We start from the raw sequence: 20,006 nt of genomic DNA, 5'->3' as shown, positions 1-20,006 counted from the left end.
TGACGGGGAGCACCTGTGGTGCTGAGCCACACCACCGCCGGTGCTCTTCCGCACGATCAGTGGGGCTCAACCGCACGATCGGGTGGGGCTCAGAGGCTCTAATACTCAGCACAACGGCAGCGCGACCGAGTTGAACGCGCTCCCCCTGGCTGGAACGTACCGCCACGAGGGTGACGAGGACGATGACATCGCCGAATGGGCCGTACCGGTCGATTGGACGCACGTCATCCCGCGGGAGAACGGCTTCTGGAAGCCGGGCATGTTCGCGAACCAAAACACGGCCACGAAGCTCAGAAATCAGTTCACCATCGATCAGGTGACCGAGGCATTTGGTCTTGACGATTGAGCGCGCGACGTCGGCGCTCCGGATGTCGTCGAATCGCTGAGTGGAGCGCGAGTCAGTCCTCAGATGTTTTCAGGGACGGCCGCGCATCGCAGGGGCAAGCTGGACCCGAGCGCTCATTTTTGCCGGGTGCGGCCCGAGTTCGGCAAGAGACTTCATTGGTGCTCGGGCTGAAACGCAACAACCGAAGTGCGACGTGAGGTCTTAACGCGTTCCTCCGAATCTCGCAGGCTATCGAGTCCAGCCCCTGATCGGAATCCCCAGTTAAGGCCACTGGCGTCACGAAGGTCGGGGCGGTCCAGTCGGTCTAGGCCAGCGCCAAGTGTTATCGCGCTGCCACAATCAAAACGGATATGCCGATCGTGCGCGACTACATCGTGGCTCCCTACGTAGACCGTAAGGCTGCCAATCGACCCATTCCCAAGGGCCAGGTATCGGTCTGAAAGCAACCGAACATCCGCTTCAGAGATTGATTTCTGGCTGGCATAGATTTCCACACATCGAGGTCGATCAGCATCCAAACCGTCTATCAAACCCAGAATCCATGGAAGTGCTGGCTGGGGCAACGCATCGGAACCCGGCGCCGCCGCAGCACGCTTTTGCAAAGGCGCGAAGACCCACGGATCCGAGATGACAATCTTCCGGGACAGGGTCGCGAGCGGTTCAAGCGCAGCAAACCAAAATTCGCGCCTGGTACTCCCCAAAGTCAGATTGCCTTGCTCCTCAAACCTGTGAAGATCCCTAAACGCTGCGGAGCTCTCGAATGCCAAGGTACTTGCGATTTCCAAGCGCGACGGCTGAGTAACGACATGCGGATCATTCGTCGTCCCATATTCAGTTGTAATTTGCAGGTGGGAGGTCAAGACAAGGCGAACCAAGCCAGCCCAGTCCTCGAGAGTTGCGATGTTATAGGGACCGACGTGAATCCGCTTGAATTCACGAAGACGCGTCAGCATGTCAAGGAGGACGCGCCGAGCGTCCGGGCCAATGGGCGCCGCCTTGATCGACCGGACAAGTTCAAGCAGCTGATCCGCACTCTCAAATTTGATGGCCCCATTCCTGATGAGCCTTGCGCTCAATGCATTGGCCACACTTCGCGCATGTTGCGGATTCAAGGCGGAGATTTCTGTGATCGCGTCAACCCGCAAGGCCGTGGAAATAATCACAAGTCAGCCCCGAACACCTCGTCGTAGCGCTCCTCGAAGAATCCAGACGGCCACTCATCGATGAAAGCCCCGACAGAATCAAGTCGCAATCGCTGGACCCTCGACTCGCCAGCCGAGTTCTGGTCTACGTAGAGCACGGAGACATCCTCCGCGTCAATCAGCCCCTCTCTTATCCGTCGTTGAACCCGCAGCATAAGATGCTCGCTGTGAGTCTCGGCGATGATTTGGTTGCCTCGACCGAGCTCGCGAACGGAATCAATAAGTAAGTCGCCAAGCTCCGCTTGGAGTCCCGGATGGAGATGTAGCTCGGGTTGTTCTATGCAAACGACCGCGTTTCGACTTGTCGTTAGCCCCATGACGAGCGGAACGATCTGGCTAACCCCATAACCTACATCTGTCGTGCTCAATTGGAGATCAGATCGCGGATCAATGAGGGACAGTCCCAGAACGTCAGTGCTGGCACCGCCACGGTTCACGAACCGTTCGATGGCGATCTGGTACCGAAGGCCCAGTCTCGTAAGCCACTCATTCACACGCCGGAGTGCGTGAGGTTGTTCACTGAGAATAAGTAGCTGAGCGGCCAAGGCGTCATCGGACGCCGGCCCGAGCGAGTATAGCCGCTGCGGCGCGGGCCGCACAGGACCTAGGTAAGTGAGCCGTTCAAAGAGCTGCTCAAGTTCGTCCGCCACCGCTGCCGTCACGCCCAACATCGCGCGCATGGGCTCGATGAGCGCGTCCGTCCATCCCGAGTCGTGGGGCACGTCTTTCCACATCCCCGTTGGTTTCAGACCGCTGAACTCGGCTGCAATTGAGGAGAGGTCTTGAAACGGCATTGCCTCTAAGACTGAATTCCGAAGGAGGTTCCACCTGTCGTGGTCGAAAGGTCGGGGAAGTGATTGTCTCGTCTCAGCGCGATTTGCTGCGCCGGGAACGAATGCTTCCACGACGTCGGCCATTAGCGGATCCAGAGGCGCATGTGTTTCGAAGAAATTCGTGAGGTTTCCCGACTCAACAATGGGCAGCTTCCGTGAGGATGCAGGTCCAATGAATTTCACCGAGTTTCGATCGGTTCCGACAGTCATGTGGGTCCAGGAAATGCGCCCGGGCACCTGCGATTCGAATGAGAATCGGAATTCTCGTCCCGCGAGCGGGCTCGGGGAAAATGTCCTAATTGGCGCGTCCGGCGAGGGCCTGAAAGAAACTTTCACACCTACCCGCCGAGTCGTATCGTGCGAATGCACGACCGAGTCGAACGATCCCAAGTCCACCTGCTCACCTCTGGTCGTGACGCGGCCAGCATGGAGCGATTCTTTTAAGAGAAGCAAGGACTGGATCATGGTTGACTTACCCGCAGAATTTGGCCCAAATATGAGCGTCAGCGGACGTAGCACAGCGATTCCAGCCTCGAAGGATTTGAAGTTTTCCAGGCTGAGTGAAGTCAGTAGTCTCCCGTTAGTGGGATCGGCTAAGCCCCGTTCACCGTCGTATTCCATCTGTCGTGGAAGGGGTATCGTCCTCGTGGGACCTGACAATTCGGAAATACGGACGATATGGGCGGCGCGGACTGGGAGATCAAACTCCTCGCGCTCGACCCAAGCATTGATCGAAGCGATGATCGCCCGCGATGAGGCAACTGTGACGTCGCCGTCGGCCAGTTGGTCTTCGCTAACGAGGACACGTGCATCCACGACCAAGATGCCGGATGCCGCTTCTGTACCCGCTACCGCTCGTTTTAGTACCCAGATAACCGTGGGCGCTGCACCGTTAGAGCGAGCGGAGGCAGGAAGGACGATGAGCCCGCGCACACTGCCGCCGGCAACGAGGCCCGTAAGGAACTCGTTTCCAATTCTGCCGAGTTCCAGAGATTCGCGCGACAGAACAACCACCGCTCTGCCTCCCCTAGGTGCTAGATCCCAGGCCGCTCGAAGCCATAGAGAGTCATCGGACAGGCCGCCGGTATCAACACTTGGGACTACGGCACTTATGCTCGTCTCGAGCGGCGGATCCAGGACAATGCCGGTTCCGTTCTGATAGCCCTTCTCTCGCGCGTCAAAGGCGCTGACCTTCGCGAAGTCTCCAGTCATGCCGTGAACCTCGGCGCGCATTTCCGCGATGGCCAGCAAGCGGTCATCCACGTCGGCGCCTCGCACGCCATGGGCACCGGCCAGGATTGCTTCCTTAAGAGCGTTTCCGAACCCGCAGGCTATGTCGACCAGGCCCACTGCTCCGGATTGCGACGCAATCCCGGCGAGGAGGTGAGCGACCCCATGACCGGTTGACTGTTCAGCGGCTGCAGCCTCATCGAGGTCCGAGACAACGTCCAAGAGTGCCTCAAAGAACGACGCACAATAAGACCGCAGATCGGAATCAGAGTAGTCGTCGTCATAGCCCAGACACTCACTTGCTGCTCCCATAACAGTGCGCATCATGTGGAACCCGATATATTCTCTGTCCCCTGCCCAGCCGACTGGGTGCTTGAGGTAACGCTGGTCGTCTTCCATTAGAGAAGACGCCTCAGAAATCTGCAGCCTGCTCCACATTCGATCCTCTGCCGAACCCACCGCGGGTGAATAGATGGCATCCCAGACATAGGGACCGAAGTAGTCCCCTCCGCCGGGGCCTGACCCATAAATCAACTGGTCGATGTTTGGGCGCTCTTCTATCGCTCGGAAAAGTCCCCAGACCCCGTAGAGCGCCATATTGATCGTATGCACAAGGTCCTGACCACGTCCGCCAGTTAGGACAGTGCGCACGAAGTCGGCCGTCTTTGCGTCCACTGATATTGATCCCATTGTTCAAAGATAGTCAGCAACAGAATTCGACCGTACTTCGGCGCCATGTTCGGAGGTGAGATTTCGAAGGCACACTGGAGGCATTAATGGAATTTCTGCGGAAGAATCCAGACCTGCAATTTCTTGGCTTTAAAGCAGCGGGTGAATTCGGGGAGTACCGAGGACGTGTTGCAGCCAGCACGGTTCCCTACTTTGCCACGGACACCATCGCCAGCCAGGAAACTACGATGTCGCGCCACCGTCCGTTGTCCGAGTTCCAGCTCATTGTGTGATCTGCCTCGAATCGCTCTAGGTCGACGACTTCGGGACGCAGAACCCTGAGACGATTCGACAGTGCGAACGGCGACGACGTGTCGAGGGTTCCGTGCAGGATGAGCGTCGGGACGGTCAACTCGTGGGCGCGCGCGATCCAGTCGAAGCTGCGCAGATCGACGGGGTTGGCGAGACCGGTCAGTCGACTCAGCGGCCGGACGTTGAGCCACGGCACGGCAAGCGTGCCGGCCCAAGCCGGCAGGCCTGCCCGCGCGCAGTTCGCCCTGAGCGTCGCGACCCAATCAAGGATGGGCGAATCGAGCACCATCCCGCTGACGACGCCTCGAAGCGTGGCATCGGAGGCAAGCTGCAGTGCGATGGCTGCGCCCATCGACCACCCGAAGAGGATGACGCTGCCTGCGCCGTTCTCGCGGGCGTAGTCCACGGCCGCTCGCACGTCATCGACCTCGGCGGCACCGAGTTCGGATCTACCAGACCCGACATGGGGACCTTCGCCGTCGTTTCGATACGTCACGACGAGCGACGTCAGCCCGGCCTCGGAGGCGACTTGCACGCCGCGCAGCGTTCCGGCGCGCGTGCTGCCGAGGCCGTGGATGTGAATGGCCCACGTGCTCGATGGGGGACCCTCGTGCGGGATGAGCCAGGCGGGCGAGGGGCCGACATCCGTTTGTATTTCGACATCCGTTGACTGCATACCGGCATCGGCTGGAGTTTGGAAATAGATGCCGCTCCAGGATGCTCGCTGGCCGGCCTCTACGGCTGGCTCCGACTCCCCCACGACCCCTCGGCCGACGAGACTTGGACCGCGGTCCTCGACTCCGGGCGCGAGTTTGACCCAGCCGCCGTTTTCGAGGATGAGGCAGTAATCGCCCCGCGCGGTGGTGCGCGGCGTTCGATCGAGGATGACGATGGGTCGCTCCCCCGAGCTGTCCACGCCTCGAATGGTGAGATCGAACTTTCGCACGCTTACAGGTGCAGTCAGCCGCCTCGCGATCACGAGGCCGAGCCCGCTGAGACCCACGCCGACTGCGATCGCCGCGCCGGCCAGCGCCCGAATAACTTTCATCGTTTCTGCAGCACTGGCCGTGATGCAACCGGCGCCGTCGCAGTCGATCTGCCGCCGAGCAGGTGGCGTTCGGCGCGCTCGATGAGGTGCCGGTCTTGGCCATCGACCTGAAACGACACTCGCGCATCAATGATGGCGTCACGAATTTCGACGATCTGGCGGTGAAGCAGCGTCTCGGGGTCAGCGCCAATTGATCCACGTGTGTTTTGGCTGATGCCCGGTCGTGCTGCGGTCGCCGCTGCCCAGAGAGGCTGGAGTTCTGCGACGAGCATCCGCGTTGTCCGATCGCGCGATCGCGCTTGAAGAGCGCGGGCGGCGGGCTGGCCCGCGAATCCCAGGCACAGCAGTACGAATGTCATCAAGTGCAGCGGTTCATAGGCGATGGCCACGGCCCTCATCAGACTGAGGTCGCCAGCCAGATGCGCAATATCCATCGTGATGACGACGATGCTCAACAGAACGCCGAGGATGCTTCCGATGAGGAGGGACGTCGGCGGCATCTGCTGGACGCCTGCGCTTTTGCGAACCTGCCGAGCGGCGAGCCCTGCCATCGCGGATAGAACGATGGCGTAGTACGTAAATTGGATCATGGAGTACGTCCCGGCACTGGGCTGGTCGCCCAGGTCGAGCATGAAGTTGGTCGTGGTGGTGCCGCCATCGATGAAGAGGAACGAGCCGACCGCCCCGATGATTGCAGCCGTGAGCACGATTCGGCCGCGCGCGAACCGCTCGGCCCAGGACTGCTGTTCGGAGGCTTTCAACACGCCGCGGCCGAGAAAGAACACGCCAATCATGAGTGCGACGTCGGCCGGGAGGGTAGCGATGTTGGTGCCGCCAGCGAGCCGGTCGAGCGGGCGATAGACCTGGTCGGTGTTGAGGGTCATGGCGATGGCGATCGTGACTGCCGCGTAGCTGATGTTGCGCTCGGCGTGACCGCGGCGCAGGATCAGCAAGCTGGCCACGAGCAGCCACATGAGGGCGGAAACGAGGAGAGGAATCATCCGAAAATCTCCGCGAATCGAGAGGAGTTTCTCGTTGACCGTCTGATTGCCGCGGCGAAGATGTCGGCTAGGGTCTCGGCCTCTACTTCTTCGGCCGTATCTAGGTTTTGACGCCTGAGCAATCGCAGTCGTGTTTCTTTAGGGATGTCGGGCAGCAAGAAGTCGACGGCTTGGCCTTCTTCGTCGAAATTGTGACCCAGAATGATGTGGGCCAGCTCGTGCAGCACAAACTGCTGCCGATGCAACGCTGAGTCGCTGTGCGCGTGGAGGATGAGATCTTGGTCCTCGGCTCCGAGCCAGACGGCGCACAGACCATCGTGCACGCCGAGTTCGGCCAGTTCGACTATTCGCAATTGCCGTCCACGGTTGCGCTGAACGGCCACTACGAGCTCGTCGAAGGTGAAGGTCTCGCCCAATGCGAGTTCGTCGACTGCCGTCGCCACACTCACGGTGCTGTTCACTGCCACCTCAATTCCCTCCGGACGCGGGTGGGGTTTCATCTGGCGGCCTCTGCGCGACTTCCGCATCCAAAAACTTACTGATCGCCCGTAGAGCGTTGGGAGAGATATCCCCCATTGTACGTGCCGCATAAGACTTCACTCGGGCGGCACGCATGGCCCGCACGAGGTCGAGTTGGGCGCTGACCTTGGCCGGGATCTCGGCGCTGGCTGTACCGGCGAGGAAGGCGGGGTCAACGTCGAAGTAGGCGGCGAGGCCTTCGAACAGCGCTCGGTCTTGTACGAAGCGGTGGCCATTGATGATGTAGGTCCAGCGCGACCTCGAGAGGTTCGTGCCGCGCTGTTCGAGGAACGCGGCGATCTGGGCGAACGTCGGCTCGCTGCCCGTCTCTGCCTCGGCAACGTCGAGCAGCAGACGGAGGCGCTTCGCGAGATCCTCCGCGGCTGTCGTGCTCTCGTCGGTCATGTTGCTTCCTCGGATTGATGGATCCTCAGGTAATTGAGAATGCTCAATTTACTCTTTGAGCATTATCAAATCAAGGGTTGCGCATGCTCAAATGCGGTGCTAAAACAGTCTCAGAATTTGAATTGAGCATGCTCAACACGGAGTTACCTCGCCGAACGCCTTAGCGAAGCGAGTCACACCTTCGTGTCATCGAGCCACGCCTGCGTGGCAGTCCTTCGGGAAGGTGATTGTTGTGAATTGGCACGTATGGCTCCGCGTTCGGAGTGTCTGATGAGCGTCGCTGAGGTGTTGGTGGCTACGAGCCGACTGCCGGTGCAGGATGCCGCTCTTGCCTTCGCCAAGGCGGGGATTTCAGTGTTTCCGTGTGTGCCGGAGGGTAAGCATCCGCTCACGCCGGCGGGCTTTCACGATGCCAGCCGCGATGTTGACCAGGTGCAGGCGTGGTGGACGCGCTGGCCGGGCGCGAACATCGGGATGCCGACGGGCAGCACGTCGGGCATCGATGTAGTGGACATCGACGTGACCAAAACGGATGCCGGCTTCGCCGCGTTCGAGCGTGCAGCCGAGGCCGGGCTGGTCGATGGCGAGCTCGCCCGTGTGCGCACTCCGTCGGGAGGCATGCACGTGTACTTTGCCGCGAGTTTGGACCGGCCGCAACGCTGCTGGCAGGCGGCGAACGCGCACATCGACTTTCGTGGGGACGGCGGCTACGTCATTGTGCCGCCCTCGACACTGACGACGAACACCGGTCGAGCCAGCTATCGGCTGCATTCGCTGTCGGCGGCCGGCGCACAGCCTGTCGACGCCGTCGCGCTGCGCAGCTTCATCGAACCGAGGTCGCCGCGAGTGGGCACGCGGGCAACATTAGCCAGGGCGCCCGAACCGAGCCGACTCGCGCAATGGGTGAGCAACCTGCAGGAGGGCGAGCGCAACAGCGGCTTGTTCTGGGCGGCCTGCCGACTGGTCGAGGCGGGCCTCGCGCCTGCGGACGTCGAGGCTGCACTCGGCCCTTCCGCGCAGACTGCGGGCCTCGAGGAGCGCGAGATTCTCGCGACGATCAGCTCGGCGAGCCGTCGAGTTACGGCCGGTGCGCAAGTGTTCGATCGACCCGATCCGGGAGCCAGACGCGGCGCCCCGCCCTGCCTGTCATGAATGGCGCTGTTCAAATCACCAACCCAAAGGAGATGAAGTGATGGATGTAGACGACTTCGATAAGTCACACGGCGCGACCAGCGTCGATGCCGGTGGCGAGCGGCATCCGCTGCATGCCGTGCTGGAGGAGAAATCGCGCCTCTCAGCACGCACGCGAGGCGGCACCTCGGGTGTCCCGCCAGCGGCGAGGGCGGCCTTCCGCCCCGCCGTCACCTGGATTCGCGCGGCGGACCTGCTCAACCTGGGCGCCGGGCGCATCGCCGGCCGTGGTATCGACCTGCAGGCCAACGCCGTGCGGCAGGTACGACGGGCACCCGTCACGGCCGCGCGAGCGATCCGCGCGCGGGCCGCCCGGCTGACTCCCCTCTCCGAGTTCGGAGCGGTGCGAGACCGTGCACAGATCGGCCGCACCGGTTTCGGGCGGGCGTGACCATGAGCATCCTGTTGAACACGGCAACACACACCGAGTCGACGGGAGGTGCCGCGGTGATGACTTTTCGCGAATCCGAAGGCCTGCGCAGACTTCTCGCGCGACTGCAAGCGGATGGTGGCGCCCGTTGGCGCAGCGACCCCGAGGCCTCCGAGCTCATGCGGTTCACCGCCCAGCGCTATGCCGGGTTGGCGCGCAAGCACGACCTCGATCCATGGGAGGCAGCCGCGGCCGCCTTCGACGCGATGCGTGCGCCCTCAACGCTGCGCGCCGACGACCCGTGGGCCATCGTCACCCGTTCCGTGCAGGTGACCTGCATCGCCGAGGAACGAGCCCGCGGTCTGCTGTGCTCGGTGCATCAGGCGCGTCGGCCTCAGGTGTCGGTGTTTCATGACGCTGAACGGTTCAGTGATCGCGAGCACGCCCTGCCGGAATATCACCCCGCGTTCAGCGTCGATCCAGCCGACGCGGTTGCCGAGCCGGAGCCGCTGGTTGAGGTGTCTCTGGCGGTCGAGACCGCGATCGCGCTGTTCACCCTGCTCGGTTGGCCAGTCGACCGCGCCCGCGATGGCGTCGAGTACGTGTGCAGCCGGCTAGCGGACTCCCCGTCGCGCCCGTCTGCCTTCGAGTCGCTGCGCCGCGACTACGCCGCCCGTGCTCTACTCGACGTGTCGCAGCCGGCCTGGATGAGCATGCTGCGAACACTTCTGGGATCCGGCAACCCGTTGCAAGCGCACACCGCCGCGGGGCGCGGCATCCTGTTGCGCTTGCTGGTCGGCGAGCCGCTGCACGTGCTGCTCGGCGACGACGACCTGGTCTCCGACATCGTTCTGAACTCGCCACGGGTGTTCGCATGACAGTCACCCCAGGGCACATCGAGTTGGAGCGGTCGATCGACTCCATCCGGATCGGTTCGCGACATCGCACCGATCTCGGCGACATCGACGCGCTCGCAGCTTCGATCGAGCGGCAGGGACTGCTGCAGCCGATCACAGTGACACCCGATGGCACCCTCGTCTGCGGCGCCCGCCGGCTGGCTGCGCTGCGGAAGCTCGGAGTGCGCAAGCTCAACGTGTGGGTGCGTTCAGGCATTTCGGACCAACTCGCCCAGCTGCTCGCCGAGCGGGACGAGAACGCGCTGCACAAGGCCTTTGACCCCACCGAGGCGGCCGCCCTGTATCGCGAGGTGAAGATGCTTCTCGCTGAAGACGCCCAACGGCGGCAGGTCGCCACACGCTTCGGTACGGAAAAGCCCAGATCAGACGGTGGTGCCACGGTGGCACAACCGCAGCCCATCGATCGCGTCCGCGCGCAAGCAGCCCTTCTCGTAACCGGGCGACGCTCCTATACAACGTTAGAACGCATCGACCATCTGCAACGAATGGCGGACGACGAGAACCTCGACGAGACGCTGCGCAGTCGCGCGAGGGAGGAGCTGGCGGTGATTCAGAACGGCGGATCGGTGGCGGCCGCGCACGGTCGCGTCTCTGCCGAAGTCGACCGTGTAGCGGCCGCGCCGCCCATTCGCTCGCTGATTCCCATTGCGCCGACCGCCGGGCGTTCCGCCGACCTCGAGCAGCTGGCCCGGGAGGCACTCGCCCGCGCGAAGACAGCGAAGCGCGCCAAGAAGCCCCGCCCTGTGGCTGCGGCCGACTCAATATTGCCCACGCGGTCTTTCGTCTTCCTCTGGAACGACCTGCGCGACTGGTGGCTGCGCTACGACGACGCCGAGATCGCCACCGAACTCTCCGACGACCAATGGCGCGATTTCAATGCGACCCTCGCCGGCACCGTCGCCTTCTTCGAGCGGATGCGCACCCTCCGCGACTCCCCCGACGTCGCGCAGGTATCGGCCACCATTTCACGCATTCGTTAGGAGCCCACCATGCATTTCCTTCGACGCCGTCGCCTTGTCATCGCCATCGTTGGCGCTGGCCTCGCGCTCATCGTGGTGGCAGTCATTGGGTTGGTTGGGCTGCTCCGCGGACCTGCGAAAGAGAGCCAGCCGGCGCGGCCCGCGCCGACGGCATCCGCTTTGGCGATAGTGCCAACCGACCAGCCGCAACCGGTGCTCGAAACGTCGAGCCCGGAGCTGTTTGCCCGCAGCGTCGCCCACGCACTGTTCGATTGGGACACACGCCAGGATGCTGGCCTCGCCGACTGGGCGCAGGTGCTGGTGGACGTGGCCGATGCGGAGGAAGCGGCAGCCGTGGCCGCCGATGTGCGGGACTACCTGCCTGGCGCGGAGATGTGGAAGCGACTCGCTTCCTATGGCACGCGGCAGTGGCTCGACGTGGAGTCGGTGACCGTGCCGACCTCGTGGGCGACGGCGTTGGATCAGGCGGCGGCCGGGCAGATTCCGCCCGGTACTGCGGCGCTCACTGTCGTGGGAACTCGTCATCGCGCGGGTACGTGGGACGCCGATGTCGAGCGCACGGAGCGGCCGGTGTCGTTCACGGTGTTCGTGGTGTGCCCGGGCCAGGAGTCGTGCACGCTGCTGCGGCTCTCGAAGCTCGACCATCCGCTGGAGTAGTCCAATGAAGAAGCTCATCGGACTTGTCGTGGTGCTGATGCTCGCATGCCCTTTGGGCGGACTGGTGGGCGTGGCCGCGCTGGTGACCACGGTCGCGAGCTCGTGCGGATCGCTGGTCGTCGGGACGATTCCTGACTCGCTCACTGCCCAGACTATGGATGGCCGATCGGTCACTTTGGAGCGAGAACAGCTGACCCACGCGGCGACGATCATCACTGTGGGCGGGCAGACGGCCGACGTCGGGCGCGCGGGAGTGATCGTGGCTTTGATAGCCGCGCTCGCGGAGTCGACGCTGCGGCTCTTGGCGAACATCAGTGCGTATCCGGAATCTGCTTCGTACCCTCACGACGGTGACAGCTCTGATCATGACTCGCTGGGACTGTTTCAGATGCGGCCTTCGTCGGGCTGGGGAACGGTTGCTGAGTTGATGGACCCGTCCTACCAGGCGCGGGCGTTCTTCGGTGGGGTGTCGGGGCCCAACGCCGGAGCGCCACGCGGTTTGCTCGATGTCACCGGCTGGCAGATGCTCGATCCTGGCGCGGCGGCGCAAGCAGTTGAGGTCAGCGCCTATCCGGATCGGTTCGCGAACTATGAACCGGTCGCGGAAGCGATTCTGGTCGCGCTCACTCGTTCCTCAAGCGTTGTCGAGTCATCGCGGGTCGTGTTTCCGCTGCCCGCTGGCTCGTACACGAACACCGACAGCTTCGGGTGGCGCATCGATCCGTACACGGGCGAGCGGCGGTTTCACGCGGGCAGCGATCTCGCCGCGCCGTTGGGCACGCCGATCCTCGCGGTCGCCGACGGTGTCGTGAGTTTCGCCGGGCAACGTGGAACCTACGGTGGGCTGATCACTATCGAGCACACGGTCGGCGGCGAGCGGGTCACCTCGCACTACGCGCACATGTACGAGCAGGGCATGCATGTTGCGGCCAGCGACAGCGTGGTCGCCGGCCAGCACATCGGTGACGTCGGGTCCGCAGGCAAGTCGACCGGGCCGCACCTGCATCTCGAGATTCACCCCGGCGGGGCGAGCGAACCTGCCATCAACGCGGTGGATTGGCTCACCGCCCATGGCGCCGCCGACTTGACCGAAGCGACCAGCGGATGCCCGGTGGCGTGAAATGGACGTCTTCCCCACTTCGGTGCCGTCGGCGGCGCTTCAGAGCTGAAGAGCATCGTCGGTGCGCTGCTGACGTACGTGCTCATCATCGCCGTGCTCATGATGATCGTCAGCGGGGTGACGTGGGCTCTCGCCTCGGCGCACGGTAACTTTCACACCGCGACTCGCGCCTGGCTTGGGCTCTGGGTCGCCTTCGGTGCAGCGGCCCTCGCTGGCGCCGGCGTTGCCTGGGTCAACTTTCTGCTCGGCGTCGGCTCGACCCTGTGACAGGCAACTTCCACGCTATGCACGAGAAGCCGAGGATCCTCGGGATTTCGTCGCCAGCGGTGTTTCATACGTAACGTTGAGTACAGTCACGCAAGCAGTGGGCCGCAGCATCGGTCTGACACCCGTCGTGGGATTTCGCAGATCCGACATCTACCGGCGGCCTCGGCGGCAGGGTATCGTGCACAGTCAAGCGATTGTTCTAACCGTCAGCCCTGCAACGGAGGTCAAATGCCGAAACCCCAGAGCATCGATGAGAGCCGCCTCTCAGAACGCGACTACCAAAAACTCGCAGAGCTCCAGCGAGGCCAGCTCGGACACAGACCCGATGACCCGTCAACAAAGCTGATTTGCCTGGTCGTGCTTAGCATTCTCGTCGCCACTGGACTAGGCATCCTCGGCATCATCTACACCGACTGGTTCACCAACGCCCACGCCGTCATCGTCTTGATCGTTGTGGTCGGCCCTACGATCGCGGTCGCTATATGGTACGAATTCAAGTGGGCGGCCAACGCGAAGCAGGAAGCTATCGCCGAGTTCATCGCGCGTATCAACAAGGAGCAAACGCGGAAGCTCCTCGAACGACTCGATCGCGACGACTTCGACGACGACGATTCCGGAGGCAGCGGCAGTGGCGGCGCCTATTACCCGATCACCGGCCACTACGACCCGCAGAGGTACTACTCGTACACCCGCGGCGAACGGGAAATCATGCGGATCTATGGCATGGACGCCGACACCTACGACTCCAACTGGCCCCAATAGGCGCATCAACGGGGCGGATACAATCGCAGCGAGAACATGCCGCTCGCTGAAATAGGCTCGATTGACGAGTCTCTTAACCATCGTTCTGCGTAGGTGCATTCAGCGCGTTCAGCGACTGTAGAACACTTGCGAGGCCGTCCGCAGTATGAGCCCTACGTGTTCAGGGCGAAGAGTTCTCGTAGAGCGAGCAGATTCGGATGGTTCCCACCGTTGGGCCATTGATTTCGCGCCGGGTGCACGACCTTGAGGGGCGCGGCGACCGGCAGCCGGCGAAGTTCCCGGATGAAGCGCTGTGCGAATACCCCACACGGCGCGACTACGCAATCAGCGTCCAAGGTCAGTGCGTCCACCTTCGCCTGCAGCACGCGAAGAAGGACATCTCCCGCTTGGTTCGCCTCGGCGCACGTCGTCCCTGTCACCGACCTCACCGTCGACGTCCGTACCCGTCTGACGACGTCCCAGTCGTGCGCCGAGAGTCCTGGCCTTGACCCCGTGCCGAAGGCCTTCATCTGCAGCGGGACGGTTGAGACGTTCACAATCGCAACCCGATAATCCCCCGCGTCGTGTTTCCTGCGGATATAAGCCCCCAGGCTGTCGCCCTTCGTCGGCGCTTGCAGCAGGTACCCGAGCGCGGATGTTCCGGCGCCACCCGCGACTGGCGTCACAGCCTTCAGCTCGTCTCGGTGAGGCGACTCCAGAACGAGGAGAAGCTTGACGGGCTGCGTGCCTAGTGGGACCAGGTCGGGGACATTCCAGGCCTGATACGGCCCTCGCCCACTCTCGCTCACGTAGTCATCGACGTTCACGACGGGTCTCGTCCCCAAGCACGCGCAGCGCTGATGCTTTTAACTGCGCCTTCCACCCCGCGATTCGGATACCAAGCGGCGTCGGAGTTCATTTGACCACTGTGGCAGACCGGGTCGCTCGCGTCGACCATTCACGCTCATATCGAAGTCAACCATGCCCCACTGACACCTGCGCCTCCGCAAAACGCGACAAAGGAGGCGCTGGGCGCCATCATCGTTATCGCTCGGTATCGGGCCCCGAATCAAGAGCCGCACCGATTTCCACCCGCACCAGAACGAGAAACCAGACACAGCAGGACGGGTAGACCTGCGCTGCCTTGCGCTCGTCCCCACGACACGACCACCGGTAGAAAGGCCGGCTCCGTGGGCATTTCTATTCGGCCGTCGCGACGGTGTGATCGCGCCAATCCCACACCCCAGCTCAGCTGCGTAATACCCAACATCCATTCGACAATCCCGGTCACTCGCAACCCATGGGTTACGAGACAGCGGGAGCGTTCTGGGCGGGGATACAGTGCGCTCCTGCATGTCGTACCCATCAACCGACTGAGGGAGCTGATTGTGGTTGACATTACTCCGAACGGCACGGGACTTCCCGGCATCGAACAGTTGCGCGTCATCGTCGGCGCTGTCATGACCATCGGCCTTGTCCTGAGCGTGCTCGCCCTCATTGTCGCGGCGATCGTCTGGGGATTCGGCGCCAACTCGTCCAACCCGCACCTCGCCTCCCGCGGCAAGACCGGCGTGATGGTGGCCTGCGGCGCCGCGATCATCTGCGGTGCCGCCGTCACCCTCGTCAACTTCTTCTGGAACGTCGGCCAGTCCGTCTGAACTGAGATCCAGGCGGGGCAACCGATGAGCGTGTGCGATGTGCCGGTCGTAGCGGATGTCTGCACCGGCGTCGGCGACGCCGCATCCGCTGTCGTTGCCGCCCCGTTCGACTGGCTCGCCGGCGCGATGGGCTCCACCGCCGCCTGGCTCTTCGAATCCGTCTGGGCCGCTTTCGACACGACCACCCTCGTCGACCTTACCGACCCGACTTACATCGACGTCTACAACGTGCTCTTCGGCGTCGCCGTCTTCGTCACGCTGATCTTCTTCTGCCTGCAACTCATCACTGGTCTCGTGCACCGCGACCCGACCGCGCTCTCCCGCGCCGCGATCGGCGTCGCCAAATCGGTGCTCGGATCCTTCGTCATCATCACCATCACCGGCCTCCTTCTCGAAATCACCGACCAGCTCTCCATCGGCATCGTGCAGGCCAGCGGCAACACCATGGAAGGCATGGGCCACCGCATCGCGCTCCTCGCCGTCGGCCTCACCGCGATCAGCCCCGGCGCACCCGGCGTCGGCGCCATCCTCACGATCTTCCTCGCCGGCCTCGCCATCAGCGGCGCGGCCATCGTCTGGTTCTCCCTCCTCATCCGCAAAGCCCTGCTTCTGGTGGCGATCGTCTTCGGACCGATCGCTCTTGCCGGCGCTACCTGGGATGCCGCCAAAGGCTGGTTCTCCAAGTGGGTCGCATTCGTGCTTGCGCTCATCCTCTCCAAGCTCGTGCTCGTCGTGATCTTTCTGGTGGCCGTCGCGCAGGTCTCGGCTCCGATCGATGCGGATCTGGCCTCCGTCAGCGACCCCATCGCCGGCATCGTGCTGATGTTCATCGCCGCCTTCGCGCCCTACATCACCTACAAGTTCCTCAACTTCGTGGGCCTGGACATGTACCACGCCATGTCCAGCGAGCAGGAAGCAAAGTCGGCGCTGAACCGGCCCGTGCCAGTGCCGAGCGCACCAATGATGAGTAGCGCGCAGAAAGTTCTGGGCCCGGGCGGCAGCGGTCGAGCGACGCAGTCTGGCCCTGCATCAACGGCACCGTCCAGCAGCGGCGGACCGGGTCCCACGTCCTCGGCAGCTGGTAGCTCGGGTACTGGCGCATCTTCGAGCGCTGGTGCCGGTGCCGGCTCGAGCGCCGGAGCGGGCGGCGCAGCAGCTGGGGCTAGCGCCGGCGTGGCCACCGCGGGAGTCGCGGCCGGAACTGCCGTCGTCAGCGCCACAGCCAAAGCCGGCCCGAAGATCGGCAGCGCCGTCGGCCAAACAGCGGATGCCCACACCCAGTCCGCCGGCAACGCCAGCGCCCCGAGCGCGCCGGCGTCCAAGCCCAGGCGACCACCCGCATCCGCTTCACCGCAAGATCTGCCAGCCAGACGAAAGGTCAAGGACGCGTAGCCATGGACACCGACGCGAACCGACCCGACTACCGCCTCCCCCCGGTGCAGTTCTCGCGACTGACCAAGCGAGGCGTGCTGCTGGGCCTGTCGGTGCCGCAACTGGTGGCGCTGTCGATCGGCACGCTCACCATCGTCGCCGCTCTTTACACGGCAGGCGCCTCCGGTGTCGCCTGGACCAGCCCCCTCTGGGGCATCGCAGCGGTGATCGCCGGCATTCCGGTCGGCGGGCGCAAGATCGTCGAGTGGATGCCCGTCGTCACCCGGTGGGCGTGGCGGTCGGGGCATGAGCAGCTGACCTACCGGCGCCGCATCATCCGCCCGCGCCCGGTGGGAACGCTGTCGCTTCCGGGCGACGCGGCCGCGTTGCGCGAATGGAACGATCCTGAATCGGGAGCGGTCATGATCCATGACCCGCACGCGAAGACCCTGACCGCGGTCGTGACGGTGTCGCACCCGGCCTTCGCGCTGCTCGACCCGGACGAGCAGCATCGGCGCGTGGTGGGTTGGGGCCGGGTACTGGCCGGGGCCTGCCGGTCGGGGCGAATCGCGCGGCTGCAGGTGACGGAACGCACGCTGCCCGACTCGGGCACCGGCCTGACAGAGTGGTGGGAGCGGCATGGCATCAACGACGACAGCTGGGCCGCCACCACCTACCGTGACCTGATCGAGCGGGCCGGACCCGCCGGGGAACGCCATGCCACCACGATTGCCCTCTCACTCGATTTGAGTGCGGCGTCTCGGCAGGTGCGCACGCAGGGCGGTGGCATGCGCGGTGCGGCGACGGTGCTGCGGCAGGAAATGACGGCCCTCACCGGGGCACTGCGCGCGGCGGATCTCACGGTCGGCGGCTGGCTCACCGCAGACGAGCTGGCGGTCATACTGCGAACGGCCTACGACCCTGCCGTCGGTATCGATCTGGAGCGGCATCCTCTGGTCGGGCGGTCACTCACCACCGCCGGCCCGGTCGCGGTTGCCGAGAGCTGGGATCACCTCCGCAGCGACAGCGCGTTTCACGCGGTGCTGTGGATCAGCGAATGGCCCAGGTCGCAGGTGTTCCCCGGGTTCCTGTCGCCGTTGGTCTTCACGAACGGCATCCTGCGCACGGTGTCGCTGCACTACCTGCCCGTTCGCGCCGACCAGGCGGCCCGCGACCTGCGCAAGAAAAAGACCGAGCTAATCAGCGACGCCCACCAACGCACCCGCATCGGCCAAATAGAGGATGCCAGCGCCACCGCCGAATACGACGACCTCCTGCACCAGGAAGCCGATCTCACCGCCGGCCACGGCGTGCTGCGCACCACTGGACTCATCTGCGTGACCGCGCCGACCGTCGACGAGCTCGACGCCGCGGTGGCCTCGATCGAGCAGGCCGCGATTCAGGCGTCATGCGAGACGCGGCGGCTCGTGGGACAGCAGGCGCAAGCGTTTACGGCGGCGGCGCTGCCGTTGTGCCGGAGTGTGTGACTTAGTTCAGCAGCAGTCTTCGTGCTCAACGTCGCGTTCCCCGGTCAGAGCAGCCACTGGCACTTTGCAGGCGTCGCCGCGCCACGCGTCGAGGCCTTCCCTAACGGCAAAGACCACGATCACGAGGGCTGCGACCGAGTCTGCCCACGCCCAACCGAAAAGGGTATTCAGCAGCAGCCCGACTAGCAGGGCTGCGGAGAGATAGGAGCAGATCAGGGTTTGTTTCGAGTCAGCGACCGCCGAGGCTGAGCCCAGCTCTCGGCCGGCGCGACGTTCGGCGAAGCTCAGAAAGGGCATGACTAGAAGACTGACCGCGGCGAGCACAATGCCGACCGCGCTGTGTTCTGCCTCCCGAACACCAAATAAGGACAACCCCGCATCGACCGTCACGTAAGCGGCGAGGGCGAAGAACGCCCACGCAATGACTCGCAGCGCGGTCTTTTCCCGCTTCTCTGGATCGGGGGCTGCAAACTGCCACGCCACCGCGGTCGCGGAGAGCACCTCAACGATAGAGTCGAGGCCAAAACCGATGAGGGCCGCTGAGGACGCTACACTCCCGGCCGCGATCGCAATGATCGCTTCGATGACGTTGTAGGCAATGGTCGCCGCGACGATCCACCGAATCCGGCGACGGAGAACCTGGGTTCGGTCAGGCTGGATCTTAACCATTCGGGCGTGAGCGGGAGGGCTCATGCGTCGGTCCCGCAACAGAGCGGCAGGTCGCAGGCGTCATCGACGCAGCCGAGACCGTCGTCGACCGCGAGCACCACATCCATCAGGGCTGTTAGCGCCTTCGTCAGGTGGGGATCCACGATCTCATACCGAGTCGAGCGTCCTTCCGGAACGGCGGCCACGATTCCGCAGCCTCTCAGGCAGGACAAGTGGTTGGACACGTTCGACCGCGACAGCTCCAGCTCGCGTGCCAACGTACCCGGATATCCCGGGCCATCGAGAAGGGAGAGCAGGATTCGAGACCTGGTGGAATCGGCCATCGCTCGGCCCAATCGGTTCATCACGTCCACCCGCGAGGCAATAGTCAGCATGCACTGACATTACAGTAGGAGCTGACTAATCACCACCGGCCGGTACGTGCGGGTCTCGCGCTTATGCAGCGCCATTTCCTAGTGCTGATGGTGCCCAATTGGATCGGTCCGCAGCCGGAGTACGACCCACAGTCCGCATCGGCGGCAGATGTAGACGTTGTCGCTGAGGACGTGCAACCTGCGGCGCGAATAGATGCGACCGCAAGACGAGCAGGTGAGCTAAAAGGCACTATCCATGAGGCGCGAGCGCTGCTTCGATTTGTTGCTGGGTCGGAGATCCGGCCAGGCCGTGCGGGGTGAGATAGATCCGGCAGGCGAGATCGCTGGTGCGGCCATCCGTGGGGAAGAGATCGACTCCGTCGACGAGGATGGTCGGCGATCCGGCAAAGGGCAGTCGTGCGGCCGTCGCGGCGGAATCGATCAGGGTGGATTTGATCGGTGTGCTCGAGGGCATTGTGTTCTCGACCGCTCGCCGCAGGCGGACAAGGGCTTTTTCCGAGTTCGGGCAGTCGGCGACATGAAGCAGCTCGATTGTCGCCATGATTTTTCTCCCTGTACTTTCGGCCAACCGCGTTCCTATCGTTCGACCGACCGACGTCGTTCAACCAATTCTGTCACCGCGGCGTCAGGCCGCGCAGC

Annotated in this window: 22 protein-coding genes; 12 read left to right on the top strand and 10 right to left on the bottom strand. The window is 63.5% G+C overall.

Features of this window, described 5'->3' with window-relative positions; all coding sequences use genetic code 11:
- Positions 1 to 40: 40 nt before the first annotated feature.
- Complete coding sequence (locus E3T41_RS11215) at positions 41 to 346, top strand: hypothetical protein (protein WP_134478623.1); 306 nt, start codon at positions 41 to 43, stop codon at positions 344 to 346.
- Between the two features lie 152 nt (positions 347 to 498).
- Here E3T41_RS11215 and E3T41_RS11210 read toward each other — a convergent pair whose 3' ends face one another.
- The 6 genes from E3T41_RS11210 to E3T41_RS11185 form a co-directional block, all read right to left on the bottom strand.
- Positions 499 to 1,509: a hypothetical protein gene (locus E3T41_RS11210; protein ID WP_134478621.1), complete on the bottom strand. Its 1,011-nt coding sequence runs from the start codon at positions 1,507 to 1,509 to the stop codon at positions 499 to 501.
- Positions 1,506 to 4,286, bottom strand: a complete 2,781-nt coding sequence (locus E3T41_RS11205; protein ID WP_166791543.1) for an AAA family ATPase — start codon at positions 4,284 to 4,286, stop codon at positions 1,506 to 1,508. The genes E3T41_RS11210 and E3T41_RS11205 overlap by 4 nt, the downstream gene beginning before the upstream one ends.
- Before the next feature lie 202 nt (positions 4,287 to 4,488).
- The gene (locus E3T41_RS11200) at positions 4,489 to 5,640 is read right to left on the bottom strand and encodes an alpha/beta hydrolase (RefSeq protein ID WP_134478617.1); all 1,152 of its coding nucleotides are present in this window, start codon (positions 5,638 to 5,640) and stop codon (positions 4,489 to 4,491) included.
- Positions 5,637 to 6,641 (bottom strand): DUF6545 domain-containing protein, encoded by a 1,005-nt coding sequence (locus E3T41_RS11195; RefSeq protein WP_134478615.1) that lies wholly within the window; start codon positions 6,639 to 6,641, stop codon positions 5,637 to 5,639. Before E3T41_RS11195 ends, E3T41_RS11200 begins: the two co-directional genes overlap by 4 nt.
- Positions 6,638 to 7,108: an ImmA/IrrE family metallo-endopeptidase gene (locus E3T41_RS11190; protein ID WP_241991137.1), complete on the bottom strand. Its 471-nt coding sequence runs from the start codon at positions 7,106 to 7,108 to the stop codon at positions 6,638 to 6,640. The genes E3T41_RS11195 and E3T41_RS11190 overlap by 4 nt, the downstream gene beginning before the upstream one ends.
- A gap of 1 nt (position 7,109) precedes the next feature.
- The gene (locus tag E3T41_RS11185; RefSeq protein WP_134478611.1) at positions 7,110 to 7,565 is read right to left on the bottom strand and encodes a hypothetical protein; all 456 of its coding nucleotides are present in this window, start codon (positions 7,563 to 7,565) and stop codon (positions 7,110 to 7,112) included.
- Between the two features lie 270 nt (positions 7,566 to 7,835).
- Between E3T41_RS11185 and E3T41_RS11180 the strand changes: the two genes are divergently transcribed.
- From E3T41_RS11180 to E3T41_RS11145, 8 genes are all read left to right on the top strand, one after another.
- Positions 7,836 to 8,717 (top strand): bifunctional DNA primase/polymerase, encoded by an 882-nt coding sequence (locus tag E3T41_RS11180; protein ID WP_166791542.1) that lies wholly within the window; start codon positions 7,836 to 7,838, stop codon positions 8,715 to 8,717.
- Positions 8,718 to 8,754: 37 nt separating this feature from the next.
- Positions 8,755 to 9,147, top strand: coding sequence for a hypothetical protein (locus E3T41_RS11175; RefSeq protein ID WP_134478607.1), 393 nt, complete (start codon positions 8,755 to 8,757; stop codon positions 9,145 to 9,147).
- A 2-nt stretch (positions 9,148 to 9,149) separates the two neighbouring features.
- Complete coding sequence (locus E3T41_RS11170) at positions 9,150 to 10,004, top strand: hypothetical protein (protein ID WP_241991136.1); 855 nt, start codon at positions 9,150 to 9,152, stop codon at positions 10,002 to 10,004.
- Positions 10,001 to 11,023 carry a ParB N-terminal domain-containing protein gene (locus E3T41_RS11165; protein WP_134478605.1) on the top strand — a complete coding sequence of 341 codons (1,023 nt, stop codon included), beginning with the start codon at positions 10,001 to 10,003 and terminating at the stop codon, positions 11,021 to 11,023. The genes E3T41_RS11170 and E3T41_RS11165 overlap by 4 nt, the downstream gene beginning before the upstream one ends.
- A 9-nt stretch (positions 11,024 to 11,032) precedes the next feature.
- Positions 11,033 to 11,680 (top strand): hypothetical protein, encoded by a 648-nt coding sequence (locus E3T41_RS11160; RefSeq protein WP_134478603.1) that lies wholly within the window; start codon positions 11,033 to 11,035, stop codon positions 11,678 to 11,680.
- A 4-nt stretch (positions 11,681 to 11,684) separates the two neighbouring features.
- A complete protein-coding gene (locus E3T41_RS11155; RefSeq protein WP_134478601.1) occupies positions 11,685 to 12,800 on the top strand; it encodes a M23 family metallopeptidase in 1,116 nt (371 codons plus the stop codon).
- Between the two features lie 45 nt (positions 12,801 to 12,845).
- Positions 12,846 to 13,067, top strand: a complete 222-nt coding sequence (locus E3T41_RS11150) for a DUF6112 family protein (protein ID WP_134478599.1) — start codon at positions 12,846 to 12,848, stop codon at positions 13,065 to 13,067.
- A 228-nt stretch (positions 13,068 to 13,295) separates the two neighbouring features.
- Entirely contained in the window at positions 13,296 to 13,829 is a 534-nt protein-coding gene (locus E3T41_RS11145) for a hypothetical protein (protein ID WP_134478597.1), read from the top strand.
- 152 nt (positions 13,830 to 13,981) lie between these two features.
- Here E3T41_RS11145 and E3T41_RS11140 read toward each other — a convergent pair whose 3' ends face one another.
- Positions 13,982 to 14,635, bottom strand: a complete 654-nt coding sequence (locus E3T41_RS11140) for a hypothetical protein (RefSeq protein ID WP_134478595.1) — start codon at positions 14,633 to 14,635, stop codon at positions 13,982 to 13,984.
- Positions 14,636 to 15,196: 561 nt separating this feature from the next.
- On the opposite strand from E3T41_RS11140, the gene E3T41_RS11135 reads away from it, so the two are divergent.
- From E3T41_RS11135 to E3T41_RS11125, 3 genes are read left to right on the top strand one after another with little or no spacing between them, the layout of a single operon-like run.
- Complete coding sequence (locus E3T41_RS11135; RefSeq protein WP_134478593.1) at positions 15,197 to 15,466, top strand: DUF6112 family protein; 270 nt, start codon at positions 15,197 to 15,199, stop codon at positions 15,464 to 15,466.
- Positions 15,467 to 15,490: 24 nt separating this feature from the next.
- Entirely contained in the window at positions 15,491 to 16,858 is a 1,368-nt protein-coding gene (locus tag E3T41_RS11130) for a conjugal transfer protein TrbL (protein ID WP_174775297.1), read from the top strand.
- A 2-nt stretch (positions 16,859 to 16,860) separates the two neighbouring features.
- Complete coding sequence (locus E3T41_RS11125) at positions 16,861 to 18,324, top strand: SCO6880 family protein (RefSeq protein WP_134478591.1); 1,464 nt, start codon at positions 16,861 to 16,863, stop codon at positions 18,322 to 18,324.
- A gap of 6 nt (positions 18,325 to 18,330) precedes the next feature.
- On the opposite strand, the gene E3T41_RS11120 is transcribed toward E3T41_RS11125, so the two are convergent.
- From E3T41_RS11120 to E3T41_RS11110, 3 genes are all read right to left on the bottom strand, one after another.
- Positions 18,331 to 18,993, bottom strand: a complete 663-nt coding sequence (locus E3T41_RS11120) for a cation transporter (RefSeq protein WP_134478589.1) — start codon at positions 18,991 to 18,993, stop codon at positions 18,331 to 18,333.
- 20 nt (positions 18,994 to 19,013) lie between these two features.
- Positions 19,014 to 19,367 (bottom strand): helix-turn-helix transcriptional regulator, encoded by a 354-nt coding sequence (locus E3T41_RS11115; protein WP_134478587.1) that lies wholly within the window; start codon positions 19,365 to 19,367, stop codon positions 19,014 to 19,016.
- A gap of 229 nt (positions 19,368 to 19,596) precedes the next feature.
- Positions 19,597 to 19,908, bottom strand: coding sequence for a hypothetical protein (locus E3T41_RS11110; RefSeq protein WP_134478585.1), 312 nt, complete (start codon positions 19,906 to 19,908; stop codon positions 19,597 to 19,599).
- Positions 19,909 to 20,006: the final 98 nt, after the last annotated feature.

The sequence above is a fragment of the Cryobacterium sp. Hh38 genome, from assembly GCF_004403235.1.
Taxonomy (GTDB): domain Bacteria; phylum Actinomycetota; class Actinomycetes; order Actinomycetales; family Microbacteriaceae; genus Cryobacterium; species Cryobacterium levicorallinum.
This window is presented reverse-complemented; position numbering and strand designations above follow the sequence as displayed.

What these genes read in the sequence shown, in the direction of transcription:
- E3T41_RS11170 (WP_241991136.1), top strand. Translation starts at nt 9,150, where the DNA reads ATGAGCATCCTGTTGAACACGGCAACACACACCGAGTCGACGGGAGGT.
- E3T41_RS11145 (WP_134478597.1), top strand. Translation starts at nt 13,296, where the DNA reads ATGCCGAAACCCCAGAGCATCGATGAGAGCCGCCTCTCAGAACGCGAC.
- E3T41_RS11165 (WP_134478605.1), top strand. Translation starts at nt 10,001, where the DNA reads ATGACAGTCACCCCAGGGCACATCGAGTTGGAGCGGTCGATCGACTCC.
- E3T41_RS11130 (WP_174775297.1), top strand. Translation starts at nt 15,491, where the DNA reads ATGAGCGTGTGCGATGTGCCGGTCGTAGCGGATGTCTGCACCGGCGTC.
- E3T41_RS11110 (WP_134478585.1), bottom strand. Translation starts at nt 19,908, where the DNA reads ATGGCGACAATCGAGCTGCTTCATGTCGCCGACTGCCCGAACTCGGAA.
- E3T41_RS11160 (WP_134478603.1), top strand. Translation starts at nt 11,033, where the DNA reads ATGCATTTCCTTCGACGCCGTCGCCTTGTCATCGCCATCGTTGGCGCT.
- E3T41_RS11185 (WP_134478611.1), bottom strand. Translation starts at nt 7,565, where the DNA reads ATGACCGACGAGAGCACGACAGCCGCGGAGGATCTCGCGAAGCGCCTC.
- E3T41_RS11155 (WP_134478601.1), top strand. Translation starts at nt 11,685, where the DNA reads ATGAAGAAGCTCATCGGACTTGTCGTGGTGCTGATGCTCGCATGCCCT.
- E3T41_RS11125 (WP_134478591.1), top strand. Translation starts at nt 16,861, where the DNA reads ATGGACACCGACGCGAACCGACCCGACTACCGCCTCCCCCCGGTGCAG.
- E3T41_RS11200 (WP_134478617.1), bottom strand. Translation starts at nt 5,640, where the DNA reads ATGAAAGTTATTCGGGCGCTGGCCGGCGCGGCGATCGCAGTCGGCGTG.
- E3T41_RS11120 (WP_134478589.1), bottom strand. Translation starts at nt 18,993, where the DNA reads ATGGTTAAGATCCAGCCTGACCGAACCCAGGTTCTCCGTCGCCGGATT.
- E3T41_RS11115 (WP_134478587.1), bottom strand. Translation starts at nt 19,367, where the DNA reads ATGCTGACTATTGCCTCGCGGGTGGACGTGATGAACCGATTGGGCCGA.
- E3T41_RS11180 (WP_166791542.1), top strand. Translation starts at nt 7,836, where the DNA reads ATGAGCGTCGCTGAGGTGTTGGTGGCTACGAGCCGACTGCCGGTGCAG.
- E3T41_RS11195 (WP_134478615.1), bottom strand. Translation starts at nt 6,641, where the DNA reads ATGATTCCTCTCCTCGTTTCCGCCCTCATGTGGCTGCTCGTGGCCAGC.